Annotated in this window: 23 protein-coding genes; 11 read left to right on the forward strand and 12 right to left on the reverse strand. The window is 59.5% G+C overall.

Translation table 11 applies throughout. The features are described 5' to 3' along the window. Positions 1–184: 184 nt before the first annotated feature. From ACYVIS_RS02305 to ACYVIS_RS02325, 5 genes are all read right to left on the reverse strand, one after another. Positions 185–1,377, reverse strand: a protein-coding gene (locus ACYVIS_RS02305; RefSeq protein ID WP_460873145.1) for an IS3 family transposase whose coding sequence is annotated in 2 segments (ribosomal slippage) — positions 185–1,098 and positions 1,098–1,377 — 1,194 coding nt in all. Because the reading frame shifts where the segments join, the coding sequence is not laid out codon by codon here. Positions 1,378–1,658: 281 nt separating this feature from the next. Continuing rightward, on the reverse strand, positions 1,659–2,720 hold the full coding sequence (locus ACYVIS_RS02310) for a glycosyltransferase family 4 protein (RefSeq protein ID WP_460873146.1): 1,062 nt from the start codon (positions 2,718–2,720) through the stop codon (positions 1,659–1,661). A 5-nt stretch (positions 2,721–2,725) separates the two neighbouring features. Next, the gene (locus tag ACYVIS_RS02315; protein WP_370636017.1) at positions 2,726–4,120 is read right to left on the reverse strand and encodes an MFS transporter; all 1,395 of its coding nucleotides are present in this window, start codon (positions 4,118–4,120) and stop codon (positions 2,726–2,728) included. Next, complete coding sequence (gene glmU / locus ACYVIS_RS02320; protein ID WP_460873148.1) at positions 4,117–5,490, reverse strand: bifunctional UDP-N-acetylglucosamine diphosphorylase/glucosamine-1-phosphate N-acetyltransferase GlmU; 1,374 nt, start codon at positions 5,488–5,490, stop codon at positions 4,117–4,119. The genes ACYVIS_RS02315 and glmU overlap by 4 nt, the downstream gene beginning before the upstream one ends. A gap of 133 nt (positions 5,491–5,623) precedes the next feature. Continuing rightward, positions 5,624–6,367 carry a PhaM family polyhydroxyalkanoate granule multifunctional regulatory protein gene (locus ACYVIS_RS02325; protein ID WP_232742151.1) on the reverse strand — a complete coding sequence of 248 codons (744 nt, stop codon included), beginning with the start codon at positions 6,365–6,367 and terminating at the stop codon, positions 5,624–5,626. Between the two features lie 88 nt (positions 6,368–6,455). On the opposite strand from ACYVIS_RS02325, the gene ACYVIS_RS02330 reads away from it, so the two are divergent. Further along, positions 6,456–6,680 carry a DUF3717 domain-containing protein gene (locus ACYVIS_RS02330; RefSeq protein ID WP_460873149.1) on the forward strand — a complete coding sequence of 75 codons (225 nt, stop codon included), beginning with the start codon at positions 6,456–6,458 and terminating at the stop codon, positions 6,678–6,680. 89 nt (positions 6,681–6,769) lie between these two features. Here the strand turns inward: ACYVIS_RS02330 and ACYVIS_RS02335 are convergent, their stop codons facing one another. Further along, positions 6,770–7,594 carry an NUDIX hydrolase gene (locus ACYVIS_RS02335; RefSeq protein ID WP_460873150.1) on the reverse strand — a complete coding sequence of 275 codons (825 nt, stop codon included), beginning with the start codon at positions 7,592–7,594 and terminating at the stop codon, positions 6,770–6,772. A gap of 324 nt (positions 7,595–7,918) precedes the next feature. Here ACYVIS_RS02335 and coxB point away from each other — a divergent pair, with 324 nt between their 5' ends. The 5 genes from coxB (at position 7,919) to ACYVIS_RS02360 (ending at position 11,965) form a co-directional block, all read left to right on the forward strand. Next, the gene (coxB, locus tag ACYVIS_RS02340) at positions 7,919–9,004 is read left to right on the forward strand and encodes a cytochrome c oxidase subunit II (protein ID WP_370635904.1); all 1,086 of its coding nucleotides are present in this window, start codon (positions 7,919–7,921) and stop codon (positions 9,002–9,004) included. 87 nt (positions 9,005–9,091) lie between these two features. Continuing rightward, positions 9,092–10,693, forward strand: coding sequence for a cytochrome c oxidase subunit I (gene ctaD / locus ACYVIS_RS02345; protein WP_232742147.1), 1,602 nt, complete (start codon positions 9,092–9,094; stop codon positions 10,691–10,693). A gap of 10 nt (positions 10,694–10,703) precedes the next feature. Continuing rightward, positions 10,704–10,817, forward strand: coding sequence for a cytochrome oxidase small assembly protein (locus ACYVIS_RS02350; RefSeq protein WP_232742146.1), 114 nt, complete (start codon positions 10,704–10,706; stop codon positions 10,815–10,817). A 9-nt stretch (positions 10,818–10,826) separates the two neighbouring features. Then, positions 10,827–11,051, forward strand: a complete 225-nt coding sequence (locus ACYVIS_RS02355) for a DUF2970 domain-containing protein (protein ID WP_232742145.1) — start codon at positions 10,827–10,829, stop codon at positions 11,049–11,051. A 38-nt stretch (positions 11,052–11,089) separates the two neighbouring features. Beyond that, positions 11,090–11,965 carry a cytochrome c oxidase subunit 3 gene (locus ACYVIS_RS02360; RefSeq protein ID WP_232742144.1) on the forward strand — a complete coding sequence of 292 codons (876 nt, stop codon included), beginning with the start codon at positions 11,090–11,092 and terminating at the stop codon, positions 11,963–11,965. 68 nt (positions 11,966–12,033) lie between these two features. On the opposite strand, the gene ACYVIS_RS02365 is transcribed toward ACYVIS_RS02360, so the two are convergent. Continuing rightward, positions 12,034–12,240, reverse strand: a complete 207-nt coding sequence (locus ACYVIS_RS02365; protein ID WP_232742143.1) for a twin transmembrane helix small protein — start codon at positions 12,238–12,240, stop codon at positions 12,034–12,036. 34 nt (positions 12,241–12,274) lie between these two features. Here ACYVIS_RS02365 and ACYVIS_RS02370 point away from each other — a divergent pair, with 34 nt between their 5' ends. The 5 genes from ACYVIS_RS02370 (at position 12,275) to ACYVIS_RS02390 (ending at position 16,337) form a co-directional block, all read left to right on the forward strand. Next, positions 12,275–13,078, forward strand: a complete 804-nt coding sequence (locus ACYVIS_RS02370; RefSeq protein WP_460873151.1) for an SURF1 family protein — start codon at positions 12,275–12,277, stop codon at positions 13,076–13,078. Between the two features lie 31 nt (positions 13,079–13,109). Further along, entirely contained in the window at positions 13,110–13,754 is a 645-nt protein-coding gene (locus ACYVIS_RS02375; RefSeq protein ID WP_460873152.1) for an SCO family protein, read from the forward strand. 9 nt (positions 13,755–13,763) lie between these two features. Next, positions 13,764–14,774 (forward strand): COX15/CtaA family protein, encoded by a 1,011-nt coding sequence (locus tag ACYVIS_RS02380; protein WP_460873192.1) that lies wholly within the window; start codon positions 13,764–13,766, stop codon positions 14,772–14,774. Next, a complete protein-coding gene (cyoE, locus tag ACYVIS_RS02385) occupies positions 14,771–15,661 on the forward strand; it encodes a heme o synthase (protein ID WP_232742140.1) in 891 nt (296 codons plus the stop codon). Before ACYVIS_RS02380 ends, cyoE begins: the two co-directional genes overlap by 4 nt. Before the next feature lie 76 nt (positions 15,662–15,737). Beyond that, entirely contained in the window at positions 15,738–16,337 is a 600-nt protein-coding gene (locus ACYVIS_RS02390) for an SCO family protein (RefSeq protein WP_232742139.1), read from the forward strand. Between the two features lie 914 nt (positions 16,338–17,251). On the opposite strand, the gene ACYVIS_RS02395 is transcribed toward ACYVIS_RS02390, so the two are convergent. The 5 genes from ACYVIS_RS02395 to ACYVIS_RS02415 all read right to left on the reverse strand — a co-directional run bounded on the left by ACYVIS_RS02395 (position 17,252) and on the right by ACYVIS_RS02415 (position 24,370). Continuing rightward, positions 17,252–19,825 (reverse strand): cation:proton antiporter, encoded by a 2,574-nt coding sequence (locus ACYVIS_RS02395; protein ID WP_460873153.1) that lies wholly within the window; start codon positions 19,823–19,825, stop codon positions 17,252–17,254. A 1,130-nt stretch (positions 19,826–20,955) separates the two neighbouring features. Further along, entirely contained in the window at positions 20,956–21,840 is an 885-nt protein-coding gene (rpoH, locus tag ACYVIS_RS02400) for an RNA polymerase sigma factor RpoH (RefSeq protein ID WP_232742137.1), read from the reverse strand. A 129-nt stretch (positions 21,841–21,969) separates the two neighbouring features. Beyond that, positions 21,970–22,944 (reverse strand): Bug family tripartite tricarboxylate transporter substrate binding protein, encoded by a 975-nt coding sequence (locus ACYVIS_RS02405; protein WP_460873154.1) that lies wholly within the window; start codon positions 22,942–22,944, stop codon positions 21,970–21,972. A gap of 62 nt (positions 22,945–23,006) precedes the next feature. Further along, positions 23,007–23,867, reverse strand: coding sequence for an amidohydrolase family protein (locus ACYVIS_RS02410; RefSeq protein ID WP_460873155.1), 861 nt, complete (start codon positions 23,865–23,867; stop codon positions 23,007–23,009). 53 nt (positions 23,868–23,920) lie between these two features. Next, positions 23,921–24,370, reverse strand: coding sequence for a carboxymuconolactone decarboxylase family protein (locus ACYVIS_RS02415; protein ID WP_460873156.1), 450 nt, complete (start codon positions 24,368–24,370; stop codon positions 23,921–23,923). Positions 24,371–24,381: the final 11 nt, after the last annotated feature.

Below are 24,381 nucleotides of genomic sequence, written 5' to 3' on the forward strand. Positions count from 1 at the left end.
GCTTGGCACCCGCGCAATCCCCTCATGGTCGCACCGGCCTGTGGTCATGCAAAAAACGTCAGCCTGCGACCGCACAAAAAACGTCAACGCAAGCGGGGGTGGCGGCCCAGGCGGGGTGGGCGAGCTTGAGTCCGCCGCGGCCGCAGCCTGGATCGGGATTCAAGGGAGCGGTTGTTTGTAGTGGTCAAGTTTTAGTGGACAGTTTCAGGCGAGTTTTTCTGGCTTCTACTTTCTCATAAACATCGGGCGCCAAGTAACCCAATGTGGAATGCATACGAATGGGGTTATAGAACAGATGGATATACCGAGCGATATCTTTAGCGGCCTCACTTTGATTGGCATAGCGTTGCGGCCAGAGCCATTCACGCTTCAGACTTAAAAAGAACCGTTCCATTACGGCGTTATCCCAACAGTTTCCGGCTCGGCTCATACTGCATTGGATGCCGTATCGGTGCAAATACTGTTGGTAAGCATCACCGGTGAACTGTGAGCCTCGATCAGAATGCAGTACCAGGCCACGAGGAGGATGGCGCTGAACCATGGCCATATCCAAGGCCTGTATGACCAGGCTGCCGCCCAGCTTGGTGGAGCTGGCCCATCCGACGACTTTGCGTGAGTACAGATCGAGCACCGCCGCCAGATAAAGCCATCCTCGTCCGGTGCCCACATGCGTAATGTCACAGACCCATGATTGATTGGGTTGTTGTACTGAGAACTGCCGATTAAGGAGGTTCTGGCCCACTCGTACATTCGGGTGGCTGTTAGGGGAGGTGACAAACCGACGCTTCCAGCGAGGTGTTAACTGTGCCTGCCTCATGAGCTTACGGACTCGATAGCGCCCAATGCTCAGTCCCTGGCTGCGTACGGCCAAGACGATACGGCGACTGCCGTAGGTTTCATGGCTGGCGTTAAAAGCAGCCCGTACGTAGACCTCTTCGCGTACATCTCGAATCGAGCGTGTCGGTGCCTGGCGGGACTTGTAATACCCAGAGCGACTTACCCCTAATAATCGACATGCGCGCGACACCACGACGGCCTTCGTTTGCAAATGCTTAACGACATCAAACCCTATCTGAGGGTTCGTGCAAAGAAGGCCGACGCTTTTTTTAGAATATCGTTATCCTCGCGTAGTTGGCGATTCTCGATTTCCAGCTCACGGATGCGCAGTTGTTCGACCGTTAACGGCTCGCTGGGCCGAGGTAACCCATTGGCGCTCTTATGCTGTTGTACCCAGCGACGCACCGCCGTGTCACCTACTCCCATAGCGATGGCCGCTTCACGCGGGGACATATCTTTATCCAGCACCAAACGAACCACTTCGTGTTTGAAGGCTGCATCAATCTTGCGAGGATGGCCGGGCTCTTGTTTCTTTGTCATGGAATCACCTTATTAAGTAATAATGATTCGCTTCAAAAGTGTCCACCAAAATTAGACCACAACAGTTTGAGCGGGGCGCTTGCGAACAGCCGGGGGCTGTTCGCTCCCGCGAGTTCCGCGACCGCCCGATCCAGGCTGCGGCCGCGGGCAGTCCTGGCGAAAGCCAGGACCGGACGATGCGAGCTCCACCCCGCCTGGGCCGCCACCCCCGCGCCTCAAGAACACAAATAGCCGCGACAAGACAGCCCCCCTGTGGGCGGCCACAAAGCCCCCCACGAGACCTACAACCGCGTACCCAGCAAGCGACTGTATTCGGCAAGATAGCGTTGCGCCATGCGCGCGGAATCATGCTCCAGCATGACATAAACCTGCGCCTTGTCGACAAGGCTCTTGCGCAATGCCGCGTCGTCCAGCACACGGGCCATGGCGGCGGACAGCGCCCGATAATCGCCTACTTCGCACAACAGGCCGCGTCCGCCGGCCAGACTTTCCTTCAAGCCGCCGGCATTGGTCGACACCACCGGCACCGCATACAAAAACGCATCCAGCACGCTGGTACCCAAGGCCTCCTGCCGCGAACTCAGCACAAACAGACTCATGATGCGATACAAGTCTTCGACACGCTCCTGGAAGCCAGCGAACAGATAGTGCTTTTCCAGACCCAGCTCCTTCACCAGGCTGCGAGCGGCCTGTTCGGCGTCGCCGCCGGCACCCAAATGCACAAATACAAAATCGTCGCGCCGCGAACGCAAATCATGCACGGCGCGAATCAGCGTGCAAGGGTCCTTTTCACGAGTCAGGGCGGCCGCGGTAGCCAGCACACGCTTGCCCTTCAGGCCATACTGGGCGGAGAACGCCTGGACATGGGCCAGATCGAGCGTTCTGGCCATAACGGCGCTGGGGATCACGACAACATCCAGGCCGAGGCGGCGCGGCTCGGCCGCCGCCGCCGCGCTGATCGCAACCAGCCTATCGGCGCGACGCCATTTCCAGGCGGTCTTGCGAGCCCGCTTGCCCAGGTCGAAGGCAGTCCGCCGGGTAAAGACTATGGGCCGGCGCAGCCACAGCTTGAACACCGCCAGCCACGTAATGGTATTGGCCGTTTGCGCATGCAGGATGTCGAAGCGTCGGCCGCGGCTCAGCAAAAACCAGCACAGGCCCCATACATTGGCATAAGCATGCACGGCAAAGCCATCGGCCTGCGCATGGCGCGCCAGCTCGCCATTCAGGCGTGCAAGCAGCGCAACCTCGTGCCCGGCACTGCGGAATTCCTGCATGCACAGCAGAGTCTGCCTCTCGCCACCGCGCCAGCCCCGCTCGAAATTTAGTTGCAGGATACGCATAGGCCTTATAAATCCAGATCCGCAACAGGGTTCAAATGGCGCACGATATTAATGAACAAGGCCGTCACGGCACATACAATCGCCGCTACGACACCCAGCATGGCGCCATGCGCGGCGCTGGACGTGAACGCGATGGCGACCAGCGCCGTGCCGGAGCTTTGGCCAAATACGCGCGTGGTGGCCTGCATGCCGCCGGCCGCCCCACTGCGATTCCTGGGAGCCCCGGCCAACATGGCGCGATTGTTCGGAGTCTGGAAAAAGCCAAAGCCTACGCCTCCAAAGAACATGGCCCCCATGACCCAGCCAAAACCCACATGCAAAGGCAAGAGAATCGTGATTGCCAGGCCGAGCGCCATGCAGCCTGCTCCGATGGCGCACAAAATGGCTACCGGAAACCTGTCTGACATCACGCCCGCTATGGGCGCCATGATAGCCACGGCCAGGGACCAGACCCCCAACAGCACCCCCACTTCGGTATAGCTATGCCCCATGACTTTCTGGAAATAAAAAGGCAGGGACACAAAGGAGGCCATTTGCGCGGCAAACGAAAAGGCCGACGCCGCCACGGCAAAGGCCACAGGCTTGATGCGCAACAGATCGACAGGCACCAGCGGCGCCGTCTGGCCGCGCGAGCGCTGCATCAGCACCCAACCGGCCAGGCCGGCGACAGCCAGGCACCAGGCCGCATGTATTGGATCCTTGACCAGGGCGTCCAGGCCAACAATGGACAGGCCGAAGGCAAGCACGCTCAGCGCGCAAGCCACCCAGTCGAAGCGCACCTGATTGCGCGGCACATCGGGCAAGAACCGGATGCCCAGATAAGACAGCAGACAGATCGGCACATTGATCGCAAAGATCCAGGGCCACGAGGCCACGCTCAGGATAAAGGCGCCGATCGTGGGCCCCAGCACCGACATGACCCCTACCAACATGGCATTCAGGCTGATGCCGAAGCCCAGCTTGCGCAAAGGATAAATATTGCGCACCAGGCCGCCGAACAGGCACATCAGCATGGCGGCGCCCAGGCCTTGGGCAATCCGCGCGGAAACCAGGCCGACGAGCGATGTCGATAAGGCACACGCCAGTGAAGACAGCATGAACACGGTAATGCCCAGCCCGAACATGCGCCGGAATCCGATGCGTTCGGCCACCGCCGACAGCGGCAGCAAGGACACAACGACCATCAGGCTATAGGCGATGACCACCCACACCACCGACGCCGGGTCGATGGACAGTTCGTGGGCAATCGTGGGCAAAGCCACGTTGGCGACCGTCGCGTCCAGCGTCGCCACCGACATGGCCGACATCAGCGTCAATACGGCCCAGTAGCGCCTGGGCGCGTCCAGACCGTCGGCCGACGACGTTTTTTTATGAGAACCAGTAGAGTCGGCCACAATCAGGATTTTTTGCTGGGACGGGCCCAACCCGCGATGGTTTGTTGAGCCGGGCGGGAAATCGTAAGCTGCTGCGCGGGGGCATCGCGGGTCAGGGTGGTGCCGGCACCAAGCGTAGCCCCCTGCCCCACACGCACCGGCGCGACAAGCTGCGAGTCGGAGCCGATGAACGCATCGTCTTCGATGATAGTCTGAAACTTGTTCACGCCATCGTAATTGCACGTGATGGTGCCCGCGCCAATATTGACCCGCGCACCCACTTGCGCATCGCCGATATAAGCCAGATGATTGGCCTTGGAGCCCTGGCCGAGGCGGCTTTTCTTGATTTCCACAAAATTGCCGACGTGGGCCTGCGAACCGATATCGGCCCCCGGACGCAAACGCGCATAAGGGCCAATACGCGCCTGGTCGGCGACTACCGCTTCCTGGATATGGCTGAATGCATCGATATGCGTTCCGGCTCCGATGCGCGCATCTTTAAGCACGCAATGCGGCCCGACACGCACCCCGTCGGCCAGCTCGACGCACCCTTCGAACACGCAACCCACATCGATGAAGACATCGCGTCCGCAAATCAGCGAACCACGCAAGTCGAAACGCGCCGGGTCGGCCAGCGTAACACCTTGTTCAAGCTGGCGGCGCGCCTGCTCGCCCTGCCAGATGCGCTCGAGCTGCGCCTGCTGCACGCGGCTGTTGACACCCAGCGTTTCCCAGGAAGCGCCGGGCTGCGCGGCATTGACGGCGACACCGTCGTGCACGGCCAAGCCGACCACGTCGGTCAGGTAATACTCGCCTTGCGCATTTTTGTTGTCGATGCGGGACAGCCAATCTTTCAGGCGTGCCGTCGGGGCTACCAGAATCCCGGTATTGACCTCATTAATGGCGTGTTCCTGAGGGTTTGCGTCTTTATGCTCGACAATGCGCTGTACCAGTCCCTGCGCATTGCGCACAATGCGCCCGTAGCCGCTGGGGTCGGACAAGGTTTCAGTCAGCACGGCCATGCCATCGGCGCGCGCTTGGAGCAGACGCTGCAAGGTTTCGGTTTGCACCAGAGGCACATCGCCATACAGCACCAGGGTGGCATCGTGCGCATCGTGCTGTTCAAGCAGCAGCGGCACGGCTTGCTGCACGGCGTGGCCAGTACCTTGTTGCGGGCGCTGCAGCGCGAATTGCAGATCGGCCTGCCCGGAAAAATCGGCCTGCACCCGCTCGGCGCCATGGCCGACCACCACCACAATGCGGTCGGGGTTCAGTCGACGAGCATTGTCGAGCACATGAGCCAGCATGGGTTTGCCTGCCAGGGCATGCAAAACTTTAGGCAGGTCGGACTGCATGCGTTTGCCGAGGCCGGCAGCCAGAATAACTATATTTAGCATTGGATAAGTCGATCAATAAAAAACGAATCGTGGAAAACAAACATTAACCGATCGGGCCTGCGGACGCAGTACGCCCGCAGGCCGCATCATGTTGCCTTTGCGTATGCGGCCTTGCCGCTGCGTTACCGGCGCATCAAGGATTCGCCTTCCTGGCAGCCGCGGCGCGCTTGCGGGGTGCCCGCGGGGACGACCCCGCGGGCTTGGCTGCTGTCTTTTTGGCCGCAGGCCGATGTGCTGTTGAATCGGGCGAAGCCGCCGATGCGCCGGCCTGGGCCGCGGCAGCCTCGGCGCCCTGCATGGTTGCGGCAGTCGCCGCCGCCAGGCTGTCGAACTGTTTTTGCAGCATATTCCACCAACCCTGAGTGCTCGACTGGATGGCAGCCAGATCCGGTTGATCTGCCTGCGCCCCGGGTTCACTCTTTGCACTGTCAGCTTGGGCCTGCGGCGCGGCGGCAGGCTTGTCTTTTTCGGCAGCGGGCGCCTGGGCGGCCGACGCACCGGCCGGCTTGAGCCCCAACGCTACTTCCAGCGGTGAAGGCCCCTGTGCAGACGCGACGCCAACGCCCCCTGCATTCATAAAGGTTTTAAGAGTGGCGATGGTGGCCCGCTGCACTTCCATGCCTTGTATAGTGCTGGAAAGCATGGACAAATTCATGCGCAGCCAGTTTTCAACGGTTTGCAGATCGGCAATACGGCGATCCAGATCGTCAAGACTCGCCGGAGCCGCCATGGCGGACTGGCTCAAGCCGCCAGGACCCGACATGCCTTGCCATGCCTGCCGCATCATTTCCAGGCTGGCCATCAGGGGGTTTTTCCCCAAGTCGCCGCTCTGGCCCAAGCCAGGTAGAACAAAAGGGTTACTATTTTGCGTGGTCATGACAGCTCCTAGTCACTACAAATGCTCCCAAACAGCAGTGTCGTAAGCTTAAACTGAACTCTGCCCCAGCGTCTAATCCTTAATCTCCATGAAAACTTCCTATACTCTGGCTGAACTGGAATCGGCGATCAATTATTGGCGGACGCGCTCACCCTCGGCCGGGGACGAGCTGTCCTTGTGCCCGGAAGCATCGGCCCTGGCCGAGCCTTATGCCCTGATGATTTTCAGCGCGCAACGCGAGGTCGACACGAACACGCTGGGGGCAGCCGCCCAGCATGCCCTGGCCGTCTGGCACGAGCAGCAGGCTTCGTAAAGAGGCCTTGTGCCACTCGTTCAGGCCGACGCATCAACCGCGAAGCCCACAAGGAACGCCCCTGCCGATGCGATAGAGCCTTGGCAGACTCAGGCGTTGCCGATCCGTTTTTTCAAGCCTTCGAGTATGACCAGCTCGGCTTCCAGTGTGAATTCACCGGCTTTGATGAGCGACCAGATTTCGTCGACCGGAGCGTTGCGGATTTCGCTGACTTCGCCGTCCAGGTTCTCGGGCTTGACGGAATCGGCCAGCACACAATCACTGACCAGCACGTCCTCGACCTGATAGCCCTCGGGCAAGCGCCTGTGCATGCGCATGATCATGCGCAGCGGCGAACGGCCCTCAAGCTCGGCGGGCAGCAGGCCGGCCTCTTCGTTGCTCTCGCGCAACAAGGAATCATCCAGGCTTTCGCCGGCGCCCACCAAGCCTCCGACCAGGGTATCCCACAGTCCGGGATTCGTGGCTTTGCTAAGCGCACGACGCGCAATCCAGAGATTTCCCCTGGGTGTCCAGGCATTCAAATGCACCGCTCGCGTCAGCAGACCCAAAGGCCGCATGGCCGCTCGCTCGATCGCAGAGAGGGTGCGCCCCTCGCCCACGACATCGAGCAGCTCATCACGCCATCCGCGCGCGCAGCCGGCGTCTCGCAAGGTGACGGCAACCCGCGCCAGTACCGCCTTGAGGGGAATGCGCTGCGATGAGGCCGCGGTGATGTGAACCGCTTCGTCTTCGACATGAACCCCGGGTAAGCCCACCAGCGCATGAGTGGCCTTTGCGGTAACCCAGCCCGATACGCGCCCCGACACGGTAAGCGGGCGCGACCCCTTTGGGGGCAATTGCTGAGCCTGATGTCCAAGCTGTTGATAACGCTCGTTAATCGCCGAAGTAAACGAGCCGACGTGTAAGTCATTCATGTAATAATTGTAGTGTAAGCGTGTTGTCAATGGCACAACTTGCATGGAATTGAAACGGGCATCCGCTGACCGGGCAACGCACGATCCTCGCATGTTCGCTATAATTCTGCGGTCTCTAAGTAATTCGAGCGGGCAGTCTGAGGCGCATCTTTTTCATGCCTGCCATCCAATCATTATGTGTTCTCCGGAAAAGCCTGTGATTGCTGCACGTCTTTTTTTGGTGAAAACACGCCGTATTTCGAGGTCAGAATGAAGAAGTTGAGAGGGTTACTGGGCACTGGCGCATTGCTGCTAGCGGGCGTTGCCAGTGCGCAGGTTAAAGATATGCCCGGCGGCCCCAAGGTCAATCAGCTCAACCTCCACCAGGGGGTAACAGAAATCGCTCACGATGTGATGTGGTTGCACTGGATGATGCTGATTATCTGTACCATCATTTTCATCGGTGTGTTTGGCACGATGCTTTATTCCATCATCATGCATCGGAAGTCGCGTGGTGTGGTAGCCGCCAAATTCCATGAAAACACAGCCATCGAAATCGCCTGGACCATCATCCCTTTCCTCATCGTTATCGGCATGGCCTTGCCTGCGACCCGCACCGTGGTCGCCATGAAAGACACCTCCAGCGCCGACCTGACCGTCAAGGTAACGGGCTACCAGTGGAAATGGGGATACGAATATACCGACGGCCCCGCCGCCGGCGTCGAGTTCCTGTCGAACCTGGCCACGCCCCGCGAACAAATACAGGGCAAGGCGCCTCGCGACCAGTTCTACCTGATGGAAGTCGACAAGCCCATGGTCGTCCCCGTCAACAAGAAAGTTCGTGTCGTGCTTACCGCGGCCGACGTGGTTCACTCCTGGGCCGTGCCAGACTTCGGCGTCAAGCAGGATGCCATTCCCGGCTTCCTGCGCGATACCTGGTTCCGTGCTGAAAAAGTCGGCACCTACCGTGGCCAATGCTCCGAACTCTGTGGCAAAGATCACGCGTTCATGCCTATAGTCGTCAAAGTCGTGTCGCAGGCAGACTACGACAAGTGGGCCGCCGACCAGAAAAAAGCCATGGCCAGCGCGGCTGACGACCCCAACAAGAAATGGACCAAAGAAGAACTTGTCGCTCGTGGCGAAAAAGTATTCGGCGCCAATTGCGTTGCGTGCCACCAGGCCAACGGCAAGGGCATCCCCGGTACTTTCCCGGCACTGGACGGCGATGCGAAATTCGTGCTCGCCCCCATGAAAGGGCAAATCCTTACCGTGCTCAACGGCCACCCCGGTACCGCCATGGCGGCCTGGCGCAACCAGCTGAGCGATGTTGAAATCGCCGCCGCAATCACCTATACCCGCAACGCATGGAGCAATGCAGGCAAAGGCCCGGATCCGGTGGTTCAGCCTGCAGACGTCAAGGCTTTGCGCTAAGCTAGCGGACGAACGTACAACAAATCGTAAGTTTATTATCGGAGCAGCCGCGACTCGGCGCTCCGGTTGAGTAGGAAGGAGTCCACCATGAGCAGTATTACTGCCGATCACATTCCAGCCAGTCATGGCCATGAAGACCATGCCCATGCCATGCCTCACGGCTGGCGGCGCTGGCTGTTCGCCACGAACCACAAAGACATCGGGACGATGTACCTGATTTTCGCGTTCTTCATGCTGCTGGAGGGCGGTACGCTGGCCTTGCTGCTGCGCACGGAATTGTTCGAGCCCGGGCTACAGTTTTTCCAGCCCGAGCTGTTCAACCAGTTCACCACCATGCACGGCCTGATCATGATCTTCGGTGCGATCATGCCGGCCTTCGTGGGCTTTGCCAACTGGATGGTTCCGCTGCAAATCGGCGCGTCCGACATGGCCTTCGCCCGCATGAACAACTTCAGCTTCTGGCTGCTGCCGGTTGCGGCCACCTTGCTGACGCTGTCCTTCTTCGCTCCCGGCGGCGCCAATGCCGCCGGCTGGACCATGTACGCACCGCTGTCGCTGCAAATGGGTCCCGGCATGGACTTCACGATTTTCGCAGTGCACATCATGGGCGCTTCGTCGATCATGGGTGCGATCAACATCATCGTCACCATCCTGAACATGCGTGCGCCTGGCATGACGCTCATGAAAATGCCGCTGTTCTGCTGGACCTGGCTGATCACCGCCTACCTGCTGATCGCCGTCATGCCTGTGCTGGCTGCAGCCGTCACCATGCTGCTGACCGATCGCCATTTCGGCACCACCTTCTTTAACGCGGCCGGCGGCGGCGACCCGGTACTTTACCAGCACGTATTCTGGTTCTTCGGGCATCCCGAGGTCTATATCATGATTCTGCCGGCCTTCGGCATCGTGTCAGAGGTCGTGCCGGCATTTGCCCGCAAGAAACTGTTCGGCTACTCGTCGATGGTGTATGCCACCGCCTCGATCGCCATCCTGTCGTTCCTGGTCTGGGCCCACCACATGTTCACGACCGGCATGCCGGTCACCGCGCAGCTGTATTTCATGTACGCAACGATGCTGATCTCGATTCCCACGGGCGTCAAGGTCTTCAACTGGGTAGCCACCATGTGGCGCGGGTCCATGACCTTCGAAACGCCCATGCTGTTTGCGATCGGCTTCATCTTCGTGTTCACGATCGGCGGCTTTACCGGCCTGATCCTGGCCATTGCGCCTATCGATATCCAGGTGCAGGACACCTACTACGTGGTGGCGCACTTCCACTACGTGCTGGTGGCGGGCTCGCTGTTCGCCATGTTTGCCGGCGCCTATTACTGGCTGCCCAAATGGACCGGCCGCATGTACGACGAAAAGCTCGGCAAATGGCATTTCTGGTCCACCATGATTTCGTTCAACGTCACGTTCTTCCCCATGCACTTCCTGGGCCTGGCCGGAATGCCGCGTCGTTACGCCGACTATCCGGCCCAGTTCACCGACTTCCACCAGGTAGCGACCATTGGCGCGTTCTGGTTCGGCCTGTCGCAACTGATCTTTCTGTACGTTGCGCTCAAGGCTTGGTCCGGACACGGCGAGCCTGCACCGGCCAAACCTTGGGAAGGCGCTACCAGCCTGGAATGGACGATACCTTCACCTGCGCCTTACCACACTTTCGTAACGCCCCCTATCGTCAAGTAAGATCATAGTCATGACTCCTGAACAACGCCGCCGCAACCGCTACACCGGACTGGCACTCGCCGCGATCGTCATTGCGATCTTCGCGTGGTGCTTCTGGCGTGGCGGCCTCATGATGATGAGCTGACAGACCGGCATGAGCAAAGATATCCACGAGCTTTCGCAGCGCAAGCTGAATTTCTTCCAGACTATCAAAGCGGTGTCCTGGGCGTTTTTCGGCGTGCGCAAAGGCAAAGATTATCACCAGGATATCGCCAACCTCAATCCGGTCCACCTCATCATTGCGGGCGCGCTTGCGGCCTTATTGTTCGTCGGGGGATTGGTCTTGATCGCCCGGTGGGTCGTAACGAGCGTGACCTAACACTTTCAGTTTTATATATTCGCATCAGGAGAAAAACCATGAGTGCAAGCCACTCGGCCCAAGGCACGGCGGCACCTTATTACTACGTGCCCCCCGATTCGGTCCACCCCATCCGGGCGGCCCTCTGTTTATTTATGGTCCTGCTCGGCGCCGCCCTCTGGATCAACAGCTATCAAACGGGCTTCTGGCTGTTCCTTGTCGGCATACTCAGCCTGTTCGTCGTGCTGTTTTTCTGGTTCGGCGACGCAATCCGCGAATCCGAAGGGGGCATGAACAGCCAGCGCGTGGATCACTCCTATCGCTGGAGCATGGCCTGGTTCATTTTCTCCGAAGTCATGTTCTTTGCGGCGTTTTTCGGCTCGCTCTGGTATGTGCGCGAAGTCACCACGCCCTGGTTGAGCAATCTTGATCATCAAACCTTCCTGTGGCCGCACTTTACCGGCGCCTGGCCCAATTTCGGGCCGGCGGGAACCATTACGCCGTTCGAATCGGTGGGCCCGTTCTGGCTGCCCACCATCAATACCGCCCTGTTGCTTACCTCGGGCCTGACGCTTACCATTGCCCACCATGCGCTGCGCGCCAGCCATCGCAGCAAGACCATCTTCTGGATGCTGGTAACCGTGATTCTGGGCTTCTCGTTCGTGGCTTGCCAGGCCTACGAATACCATCATGCCTACACCGAACTGCATCTGCGCTTCAACTCAGGCGCTTTTGGCTCGCTGTTCTACATGTTGACCGGCTTTCACGGCTTTCACGTGATTCTCGGCGCCACCATGCTGACCATCATCATGCTGCGCCTGATCAAGGGCCACTTTACGGCCGATCATCATTTCGGTTTTGAAGGCGCAGCCTGGTATTGGCACTTTGTCGATGTGGTATGGCTAGGTCTGTATTTGTTCGTATACTGGTTCTGATCGGCTAACGGCCTGAACCGCAAAAAGGGCTGGCGCTGCCGGCCCTTTTTTCTGACTTTCGGCTACCCTTACTGTTGTGGGATTCCGGTGGCTTGAATCCAGCCCATGTAGTGGGCAAACAGCACAAACAGGAATAAGGCTATCGACAAGCCGATACGCACAGTCAGGGCATTGACAGTGCGATTCGTACCGCTCTTGTCATGCATCAGATAGAACAGGGCCGAGGCCAGACTTCCCAAGATCCCCAGAAAAGCCAGGATTACTACGAAACGCATATCAGCCTCCGGTAAAACTGGAATTATTGCAGACATGGCACGCACGCACACGACTACCCATACTATTGCCACCCTTATTTTGCTGGGCGTCCTGGTTGCCGCTTTTGTTTCTTTGGGCAACTGGCAACTGCGCCGGGCAGACGAGCGGCACGCGATAAGCCAGGCCATCGACGCGGGGCGTCAACACATACCCTTGCATCTTAACGCCAATACACCCGACAGTGAATTCATCAATTGGCGCAAGATCTCGGCCAGCGGCACCTGGCTGAACTCATTTACAGTGCTGCTCGAAAACCGCAATTTCAAGGGTATGCCGGGCTACTGGGTCGCCACGCCCCTGCTGATCGATGCGAGTACCCATACAGCCGTGCTGGTATTGCGCGGATGGCTCGCCCGCCCCCTGGGCCCCGGGCAAACGCTGCCCCCCATACCCGCTCCTGAAGGCATACATACCCTGAGCGGCGAACTGGTCGATCGAGTACCCCGGCTATTCGAGCTGTGGTCTTTCAATCACAGCACGGCGGACCGGCTTCCAGCGAAACTGCCGCTCCCGGGCACCACCTTGCCACAGATACAAAATCTGGACCTGCATGCCTATGCGCAGTCCACTGGCTTAAAATTGCTGCCGACGGTCGTCGAACAGACTTCGGACGACCGCGACGGCCTGGGTCGAGAATGGCCTCAGCCGTCCCTTGATGCCGACAAGAACATCGGCTATGCCATGCAATGGTTCACATTTGCCGCCATAGCGGGCATTGCGTGGCTGGTTACGGCCGTCGGCGCCCTGCGCCGCCGCAAAACGCCCGCCCCCAAAAGCCCGCCACCGGCCCAAACCTGAATATCGAATCTGAATTACTCAAGGAATCCACGTGTCTAGCTCCAACCCGATTACGCCAGCCCAACCGCTCAAGCCGCGCTCGATCAAGCCTCTGATCGGCGTGCTCCTGGTGTGTCTGGCCCCGGTTATTTTTGCCCTGCTGGCCTATTATGTTCCCGGCCTGGGCCTGCGCCCCGATGGCGAAAGCAATTACGGCACGCTGATCCAGCCGCAACGCCCTGTGCCGGCCGCAAACGATCTGTCCTTGCGTACGCTGGACGGCCAGCCCTTCGACCTGCACAGCCTGCACGGCAAATGGGTGCTGCTCTCGGCCGACCAGGGAGCATGCCCCGAATCCTGCGTCAGGAAACTGTTCATCCTGCGCAATTCGCACGCCAGCCAAGGCAAGGAAGTGGAACGCCTGACACGCGTCTGGTTCGTTACCGACGACGCCCCCATTCCCGCAAAGATTCTTGAAGCCTACAAAGGCACTATCATCGTCCGCGCCGACCCCAAGAGCCTGGCGGCCTACCTGACGCCCAAAGCAGACGCGGCCAATGCCGGCGCCGCCTTGCAAAAGCCGATGTGGATCATAGACCCCATAGGCAATCTGATGATGGAATATCCCGATCAGGCCGATCCCCTCAAGGTGCGCGGAGACCTCAAAAAGCTTCTCGCCAACTCGCGCATCGGCTAGGCAACCATGATCGACCGCATTCAAGCCCGCTATCGAAAACTCGTTTTCATGACCTGGTTTCTGACGCTGGACCTGATCATGTTCGGCGCTTTCGTGCGCCTGACCGACTCGGGGCTGGGCTGTCCCGATTGGCCAGGCTGCTACGGAAAAATCACCCCCATCGGCGCCAGCGGCCACATCGAACAGGCCCTGCAGGCCATGCCGTACGGCGCGGTCAGTTTTTCCAAGGCCTGGATCGAAATGATCCACCGCTACGCCGGCTCGATACTCGGCATGATGATCATTGCCATTGTCTACATGGCCTGGCGCTACCGGGCACGCCTGGGCAACACGCCGCGCCTGGCCTTTGTCGCATTCTTTGCCGTCTGCATACAGGGCGCGTTCGGGGCCTGGACTGTTACTCACAGGCTCATGCCGATTGTCGTGACGAGCCATTTGCTGCTGGGCATGACCTTGCTTGCCATCATGACCTGGCTGGCCGCCCGCGAACGCGGCCACCTGCCCATTGCCATCCAGGCCCGGGCATGGCGGCCCTGGATGGCGGTCGGCTTCGCGCTACTGCTGACGCAAATCGCCCTGGGCGGCTGGGTCAGCACCAATTACGCGGCGCTGGCCTGCATGGACTTTCCCACCTGCCATGGCCAGTGGCTGCCACGGATGGACTTCGGCGACGGCTATTCCCTGGTGCGTGGCCTGGGCCTGCTTCCATCGGGCGAAATGATTTCCCAATACGCCCTCACCGCCATTCATTGGGTGCACCGCAATTTCGCCTTCGCCGTGTTTATTTACCTTGGCACGCTGGGCTGGAAAATGCGCCGCGAACCCGGGCTGCGCGGCCCCGCCCATCTGCTGCTGGGCTTGCTTCTGGCCCAGTTGTGCACCGGCCTGGCCACGATCTTTTTCCAGTGGCCATTGCTGATTGCCGTGCTGCATAACGGAGGCGCCGCCGGCCTGGTGCTGGCCAGCGTCACACTTCTGGTGCGCCTGTCGCGCGCTGGAGGGTCTAAAATACCACTATGATTACTGCTACCGCCTCCCAACCCGGCCTGTTGCGTCAATATCTGGTGCTGACCAAACCGCGCGTAACCCAGCTTGCCGTCTTTTGCGCCATCATTGGAATGTTCCTGGCCACGCCCGGCCTGCCGGCCCTGCGCAATGTGGTCGCCGGGACAATAGGTATCTGGCTGCTGGCGGCGGCCGCCTTCGCCATCAATTGTCTGATCGAGCAGGAAATCGATGCGCGCATGCTGCGTACCGCCAGGCGTGCCACGGCGCGCGGCACAATTTCCAATACACAGGTGCTGGCTGGCTCCGGGCTGCTGGGCGGGCTGGGCATGGTGGTCCTGTACAACTGGGTCAATCCGCTGACCATGTGGCTGACCTTCGCCACCTTTGTCGGCTATGCGATCATCTATACCATCATCCTCAAGCCCCGGACTCCCCAGAATATCGTGATCGGCGGGCTGTCCGGCGCCATGCCGCCCGCTCTGGGCTGGGCGGCCGTTGCCAATTCCGTGCCGGCCGAAGCCTGGATCCTGGTGCTGATCATCTTCATCTGGACACCCCCGCACTTCTGGGCGCTGGCCCTGTACCGCAACAACGATTACATCAAATCAGGGCTGCCCATGCTGCCCGTCACCCACGGCAAGCAGTTCACCCGCCTGCACATACTGCTTTACAGCCTGGTGCTGTTTGCCACGACCCTGCTGCCTTTCGTCATCCGCATGAGCGGCCCTGTCTATCTGGCCGCGGCTGTCATTCTGAGCGGCCTGTTTGTCTCTTACGCATGGCGCCTGTACAAGGAGTACAGCGACGAGCTGGCACGCAAGCTGTTTCGTTTTTCGATCCTGTACCTGGCGCTATTGTTCGGCGCCCTCTTGCTCGATCACTGGATCAACCTGATTTAAACTGCCGGCCTCGCGCTGCGTCCTTGCGCCTTGGGCGAAGACGCCGCAGCGAACTTCCACCGGCCCTGGATTACTCATGCCCCGCTATTCAAGCCAACGCCGCACCTTTATCGCCCTGTCCGCCGCCGGCGCATTATCCCTGGCCCTGGCCGGCTGTAAAAGCGAGCCCAAATTCCAGGGCACGGACATCAGCGGCACTCATCTCGGACGCGATATGGCCATGGTGGACAGCAGCGGACAGGTGCGCACCCTGGCCGACTACAAAGGCAAGGTGGTGGTGGTGTTCTTCGGCTTTACGCACTGTCCGGATGTCTGTCCCACCGCCATGGCCGAGCTGGCTCAAACCATGCAGCTATTGAAGGACGATGCGAAAAAAGTGCAAGTCGTCATGATCAGCGTCGATCCGGAACGCGACACCGGCGCGCTCATGGGCGCATACGTCAAGGCGTTCTATCCCACCTTCGTGGGACTGACAGGCTCGGACGAGCAGTTGCATAAAACCGCGCAGTCGTTCAAGGCTTACTACGCCAAGGCGCCGGGCAAGACGCCTGGCGAATACGACATGAACCATTCTTCTTCGTTTTATATTCTCGACCAAAAGGGCGAGGCACGCGTGCTGCTCAACGGCAATGCTCCCGCCAAGGTCATTGCCGGCGATATCAGGCAATTGCTTTAAGAGATCGCATCCGTCAACAGACACGGCATTAGCGCATTTTTTGTTTAAGTGTTTGTTTATGGCATTCGGTGGATGGGTATTTAAAGACGCCATCTATCGGGGCTTGGGGTCAGGGCCGGCACGGCGTGCTTGATCCGGATCTACCTCGTCCAGGCGGGCGTCGGGCCAAACTCGCTACGCCGCTGGCGCGGCTACGCTCAAACATGGCCCGCCGAAAGCCCCCGCCTTCCCTACGGTAGCATCCGGCGCACGCCTTACGCCGGTCCTGACCCCAAGCCCCGATAGACGGCTCGCGTAATGGCATGCCTGGAATTGCATCACGGGATGCTCGGAATTTACCCGCTTGCACCTACCGTTAATGGGCCCGCACCCATAGAACCGTTAACGTGCCTGCACTCATGCCTCTATCACGTGGCCGTATCCATTTCGATTGACTTCTTGATGGATTGGCGACTCGATTGACTAAACGCCCGCCGCCTCAATGTATCCCGTGATTGGCTAAACGCCGCTTCCCCAACGTATACCTCTATGCATTCCCTCAACGCAAGCCGCAGGGTGGGTGGTGCTGTGTAGTCCGGCGGTAGTCCAGCGCCGGGTGCTGACGAAGGGAAGGCGGGGGCCTTCGGCGGGCCCTGTCTGAGCAGTGCCTCGCGCGCGAGGCACTGCGAGTTGGCCCGACGCCCGCCTGGACGAGGCAGACCCGGGTAGTCGGCTAGCGCAGCTAGCCGACCGCTGGACGTGCCGGACTACACAGCACCGCCCACCCTGCGGCGTCTTTTTAGAACTACGTCCGCCTATACAAACAACACAGTCCAAAGCCATCGCATAAGCCTAAAAATAGCTCAAACAAAAATCACTGAAACCCGTTCAACGCCGTAAACGCTCAAACCAAAAATGCGCCAACCCGCCAGCACTTACGATGTGTCGCCAGCCGGTTTGACCGTGGGCTCCTCCGCCGGAGGATGCATCTCGGGCAAAGGCTCGTATTGGCGCTCTCCAGACTGGAATTCCTGCCACACCGCCAATGCCCGCAAGCGCTGCTTGGCGACCGATTCGATCTTTTCACGCAAAATCGCATCGCGCGCCAACAGCGCATCGAAGTCCCGCCCCATCAGCATCAACAGACGACTGTAGCCCAGCGATTGCACATTCAAGACGAATTCATTGCCTGAAATCAACGCGATTTCACCGAAAAACTCGCCCGTACCCAATTCGATGGTAGTGCGGTCGGGCAACTCGACCGATACAGCACCCGAAGCCACGAAATACATAGCGCGCATGCGCCCCATCTGCACACTGACCGGCTGATCGGGCACCGCCAGCCGCGGCTTGAGCAGCTTGCTGATCGCCTTGAGCGATTCTGGTGAAATGCCCTCGAACAAAGGCACCCGTTTGATCAGGTCGCTGGCGCTCATGGCAATGTCCAGAGCAGGCCGCTTGTCGATGTGTTCCCAGCGACTGCCGATTTGCCGGACCAGATCGGCGTAGACTTCGCCGCTGATCAGGAACTCCGACAGCATGTCGCGGTAGCGCAGCTTCTCGAGGGCGCGCGCCATGCGTCCCAGATACGATTCCTGCAGCCACATGGCAAATGAGGGATATTGCAGATTGAGCGCCTGAATCGCACTTTCAAGCAGCGCGAGGCGATGCCTGTGCGCCTCGACAATGGCCTTGGTGGCTTCCTCGCCGAGCAGGGGCTGGATTTCTGTCTGGGCAAACAGGATAAGGCGTTGCGCCACCGAGCGCTTGCTCATGAGATTCATGAAACGATAGGCCAGCTCGAACGCCAGCCAGCCCTGGAATCCAAAAATATAGTGCATCCGCAGAGACCAGCGAAACCCGGTCGAATAACGCAGATCGGCTGCTATGGCCGCCTCGAAACCGGCCAGGCCCCCATCCCGCACCGCATCGCTCATGCGCTCGGCCCGCGACATCAGGGATTCCGCCATGCGCCAATCGACGATCTGCGCCTTGAGCACGTCGAAAAACATTTCCTCTTCGCGCGCGGCAACAATGGCCAGGCCTACCGCCACCTTTTCGTCATGCGACATCTGGCGTACCTGCGCATCGTTCACACTGGCCAGGCTCGCGTCGAACACGGCGCGTATGCGGGCCTGCACTTCTGTGCCTATGTGTTCCTTCTGGGCAATCTCGTCAGTTTTGTGTTGCAAGTCTTCAAGCGCCACCACCAACGCCTGGTTGCGTATTGTGCGCTCGATGGGCGACAGCTGGTCCAGATGCAAACGGCGGATCAGGGGCCGCAGGCTGACGCCGTTGATGAACAGGGTCATCAACACGAACCCGGTAGTGGCCACGGCAATGAACTGGCGGGCATCGTGCGGCACATTGTGCTGCTCGGTAACGGCCAGTGCCAAGGCGAGCGATACGGCGCCGCGCAGCCCTCCCCAACACATGACGATGCGGTAGGAGCGGCTGACCTTGGTGCCGAAACGGGTCAGGCCCAGCACCGGCAGGACGCCAAACACCATGACCGCCCGCGACGCCAGCGTCGCCACGAACAGCAACAGCACCAGCAGCACCTGCACCCAGCTGACCTCGGCCATCATCCGAGGAATCAGCATGGCCGCAAACACGAAAATCAGCGAATTGGCCCAGAAACCGAACTGCGACCAGGCGCTTTCGAGTTGTTCGAAGGTCGTCGGCGACATGCGCGTGCGGCCCGTAGACCCGACCACCAGGCCGGCAATCACTGTCGCCACCACGCCGGACACACCGAAATAATGTTCTGAAATGAAGAAGGTCAGGTAGGCGAAGGCAATGGTCAGGGTAATTTCGGCGGTAGGCCAGCCACGCAACCACATGATCAGCCAGCATGCGAGGCGACCCATTAGAAAGCCGATTACCCCGCCACCGAGGAAGCTGAACAGAAAGCTCCAGAACACGGTGCCGACCGAGATATCGCCGCCGGTATATAGCGTGGTCAACAATACGGAGTACAGCGCAATCGATGCCGCGTCGTTGAACAGCGACTCACCTTCGACCAAGGTCGTCAGGCGCTTGGGCGCGCCCACCTCGCGAAAGACCCCCACCACGGCAATCGGGTCGGTGGTGGCAACGATGGCTCCCAGCATCAGGCATACTATCAGGCCGTAACTGGATACGGCATTGATAGAAAACCCGACTACCACTGTACACACAACCACGGCCCCAATAGCCATCATCAGGATCAGGCCAATGTCGTCGAGCAAACGCCGTACATTTAGCGCCAGCGATGTTTCAAACAGCAAAACCGGCAAGAACACAAAAAGAAATGTATCGGACGATACCTCGAAATGCTGCAGCGAATCGAGGAAATCCGACATGATGACCGGAGCCCAGCTGTGCACATGAATAATGATGCCCAGCGCGAATCCGACAATGGCCAGCAGTACAGAATAAGGCAGCCGCAAGCGGCCAGCCAGCGGTGGCATGAAACATACCAGAGCCAGCAGGCCTGCCAATCCGAATACCCAAAATCCTACCTGCATCTGCAATCCCTCAAACCCTGTGCTTCCGGAGCATCAGGAAGCATTCAGGGACGATTTTATATGTGGTGCCATCATTCGGGCGACGCCTCCAAGGCGCGGAAAGTCGATCAAGCGCCATACGTCCGAAGTAGGATAGCGTTTTTTTTATAATTTCGATAATTGGACTGCGCTGGGCTGGGAGGCAAGGCCGCCCACCGGACTGCTCAGCTAGGCTTGGGCTATTGGGCTATTGGGCTGTGTGGGCGCGGTGGTAGTTCTATAAAGACGCCGCAGGGTGGGCGGTGCGGCTCGCGTTGAGGAAATGCATCGAGAGCAGCGTTAGGGTCATGCACCGAGAGAAACGTTGAGGTCATGCATCGAGGTATACCTTGGGCCGGCAAATTCATTCCAGGCATGCCATCACGTGAGCCGTCTATCGGGGCTTGGGGTCAGGACCGGCGTAAGGCGTGCGCCGGATGCTACCGTAGGGAAGGCGGGGGCTTTCGGCGGGCGCTGTCTGAGCCCAGCCTCGTGAGGCTGGGCGAGTTCGCCCGACGCCCGCCTGGACGAGGTAGATCCGGATCCAGCACGCCGTGCCGGGCCTGACCCCAAGCCCCGATAGACGGCGTCTTTAAATACCAAACCGTAAATACCAAAGCGACCAAAACATCGAACGCCGTAAACACTCGAGTGCCCTAAACAACTCGAACCAAACGTGAAAAGCAAATTTGCCGACCCCACTGGATAAACGAGTCATACAGCCCGAAGAACCCCTATGGAAGAAATATGGAAACACCTATCTGCCCCATAGATCTCTATATCGGGATTGATGCATATCTCTGCTTTTAGCGCCGGCTGTCATTGGGCAATACTGTTTTCAATGCCTGCGCGCGGCGCGCATAAAAAACGGGACTCGTGGAGAGTCCCGCAAACATCCGTTTCAAAAGGGAGGGGAAAGAGGAGAAGCCGAAACGGACGACAAGAACATGAACCCGGCAGCAGGTGCCAAGTTCGCTGTCTATGGAAGATTAGTCAGGCTCTTCGGCAATAAGTTCTCGGTTTCTCCCGCCACCTTGTATCAAAATGTGTCATATCACAGCCCAAGCCGTGGCACATTGCAGACAAACGGCGCCACTGCAAGTAAAAGGAGCTCAAGCCGTCAGGGCCACACGCATTTTTTTGAAAGCGGCGGCTTCAATTTGCCGCACGCGCTCGGCCGACACACCGAACTCGGCAGCCAGTTCGTGCAGCGTCGCACCGCCTTCGTCCTGCAACCAGCGCGCTTCGACGATACGGCGCGAGCGGGCATCCAGGCCATCGAGTGCGCCAGTCAGGCCCGCGCCATGCAGGGTATCGTGTGCGCGGCGCTCAAGTACCCGCGAAGGTTCTTGCTGCCCGTCATCCGACAGATAGGCAATGGGTGCGTACGCATCTTCGTCGTCGCTTTGGCCATCGAGCGCCATTTCACGGCCCGAAAGCCGGACTTCCATCTCGCTGACGTCCTCGGGGCGAACGTTGAGTTCACGGGCAATGGCGCTGACCTGTTCAGTATCGAGCGTTTGTCCATCGGGACGCATCTTGCGCAAATTGAAAAACAGCTTGCGCTGAGCCTTGGTGGTTGCCACCTTGACCAGACGCCAGTTGCGCACGATATATTCGTGGATTTCAGCCTTGATCCAGTGCACGGCAAACGACACCAGGCGCACCCCGCGATCGGGGTCGAAGCGCTTGACGGCCTTCATGAGGCCCACATTGCCTTCCTGGATAAGATCGGCATGCGCCAGGCCATAGCCCAGATACTGGCGCGACACGGACACGACCAGCCGCAAATGCGAAATAATCAGTTGACGGGCGGCATCGAGGTCGGAGTCGTCACGCAAACGCTGACCCAAAGCCACTTCCTGCTCTTGAGTGAGCAAGGGCAGGCGATTGACGGCGCTGATATAGGCTTCGATCGTGCCTAAAGCACCTGGGTTGGAAATAGCCATGGCCAAAGTGGAGTTGGACAAGGCCAAAGATTGCGAGTTTTGTGTCATCAGGCAGCAGACCCTTCAAGAAATAAGGAATAAGCAGGTTTCTATATTAGCACTCTGGTAGCGAGAGTGCTAATCTTAAGATCCGCCCTGGGGTCAAAAGTTCCTTTTCCCGGCTGCCGAATTCGCGAGCTACCCCAGCTTCAAGCCTGTGGCCTTGATGATTTTGCCCCATTTACCCACTTCAGCCTGGATAAACCGGCGAAACTCGCTGGGGGAGTCGCCCACCAGATTGACACCCACCGCCCTGAAACGGGAAATGACGGCCGGATCGGCCAGCACCCGGCGAACGGCCGCATTCAGTGTGTCCAGCGTTTGGGCCGGCGTGCCTGCCGGCGCCACCAGGCCGAACCAGGCCTCGGACTCGAAGCCTGGAACTATTTCGGCAATGGCCGGGATATTCTTCATTTCGGGTATGCGGTGGCTGGATGCGACGCCCAGCGCGCGCATGGTACCCGCCTTGACTTGGGGCAAAGTGGTGGGCGAGTTGTCGAACATGACCTGGATCTGTCCACCGATCAGGTCCGCCGCGGCAGGCGCGCTGCCGCGATAGGGAATATGCTGCAGATCGATTCCGGCATCCAGCTTCAGCAGTTCCATGGTCAGGTGGCTGGTCGTGCCGCTACCCTGAGATCCATACGAAAGCTGGCCCGGATGCGCCTTGGCATAGGCGATCAGCCCAGCCAGAGTGGTAAACGGCGCTTTCGGATTGCTGACCAACATGATCGGCACCGAAGCCACCAGCGACACCGGCGCGAAATCCTTGACTGGATCATAGCCTGGGTTGGCATATAACTGCTGGTTAATACTGAGCGGCCCCGCACTCGATAGCAACAGCGTGTAGCCATCGGGTTTTGCGCGGGCCACTTCCGCCGCGCCGATATTTCCGCCCGCGCCTTGGCGGTTCTTGACGATGACCGATTGCTTCAATTGCAAAGCCAGCTTTTCCGCCAGCACACGAGCCACAAGATCCGTAGTGCCTCCGGGCGGAAACGGCACGACAATGCTGATCGGCTCGCTGGGATAAGCGGCGGCCTGCGAGGGTGCCGCGGGTATGACCAGCAAGGCGGCGGCAAAAGCGAACGCCTGGAATATCTGTTTCTTCATATTAGTCTCCGTTATTTTCTGCGGTGCCCTCTTTCCGGCGGCACGTGTTGCGGCAATCAAAGTCAAAAACCGTATAGCCGGGCGGGGTTGTCGACCAGCATCTTCTGTCGGGCGGCGGCATCGGGCACCCACAAGGGGATCAGGTCGACCAGATCGCCATCGTTGGGCATGGAAACCGGGCAAATGGGATGCGGCCAATTGCTGCCCCAAATGATCCGGTCGGGCCACCTTTGCACGACCCGGTGAATCATCGGCAGCATGTCGGCATGCGGATAGGCTTGGGACGACAATCGATACAGGCTGGCCAGCTTGACCCAGGCATGCCCGGTGTCGAGCAGGCGGGCCAAGGTGCCGAACGCAGGGCTATCCAGCCCTTCGTCGCCGCGTATGCGCGCCAGATGATCCAGCACATAGTCGACATGCTGCGCCTGTATGCGGGGAGCCAGCTCAAGCAGTTCGGCCGCATGCTTGAAATGCAGTACCAGGTGCCAGCCCATCTCCTTGGCCTCGGCCGACAGCGCTTCCAATTGATCGAAACCGACGCCGCCGCCCACCACCGTCGACATGCGATAGCCCCGGATGCCAAGATCATGCATGCGGTGGCGCCGGGCGTCCGAACTGCCGGGAGGCAGGACGGCGATCCCGCGCGCCCTGGCCCCCATGCGCTCAAGGGCGTTCAGGGTGACCTCGTTGTCAGTGCCGTGCGCACCGCCATGAACGATAACGGCGCGATCAATGCCCAGCGTGGCCAGGAGTCGTTCGTAATCTTCCACGGTACAGTCTTCCGGCGTATAGCTGCGCTGCGGCGAAAACGGGTAGCGCGCTTGAGGGCCGAAAACATGGGCATGGCAGTCGCATGCGTCGGGCGGCATACGGAAACGCGGGGGTTTGGTGTGACGATCGGGAGCGGGACAGTCCTGCATGAGCGATACCCTCTGAATTGAAGAAGATAAAAACCGGCACTGCACGTGCGCGGCTAGGCACCGCCCGGATTTTGCGCTTCGCGTTCAGCGATCCGCGCCAGCAGATCGGCGCCGCGATTGGCGGCGGAAACACCCCGGAACAAGTACGCCAGGCTCACGACCGCTTGCATTTCTTCCCAGCTGGCGCCGGCACGCCGCGCCGCAATGCCGTGAATGGTGGCCGCATCGCTCAGGTCGACCACCAGCATGCCGAAGACCATCAACTGTACCGTCTTGGAGTCGAAGCACGCCGGATTCATGGCGTGGGAGCGAACCTGTTCCTGCAGGTCGAGCAAGACAGGATCCAGCGCACCCGTTACATGCAATCTGGCCTCTACACGCGGAGGCAGAAAGCCCAGCAAATCCCGGTATGTATCGGCCGCATGCTGCACGGCGGAGGCGCCGCCCTGCGGCTCACCCATGGATTTGCGGACAATTTCCGTATCGATTCCGGCTATGGACATACATGGTTCCT

This window comes from Paralcaligenes ginsengisoli (genome assembly GCF_054781135.1).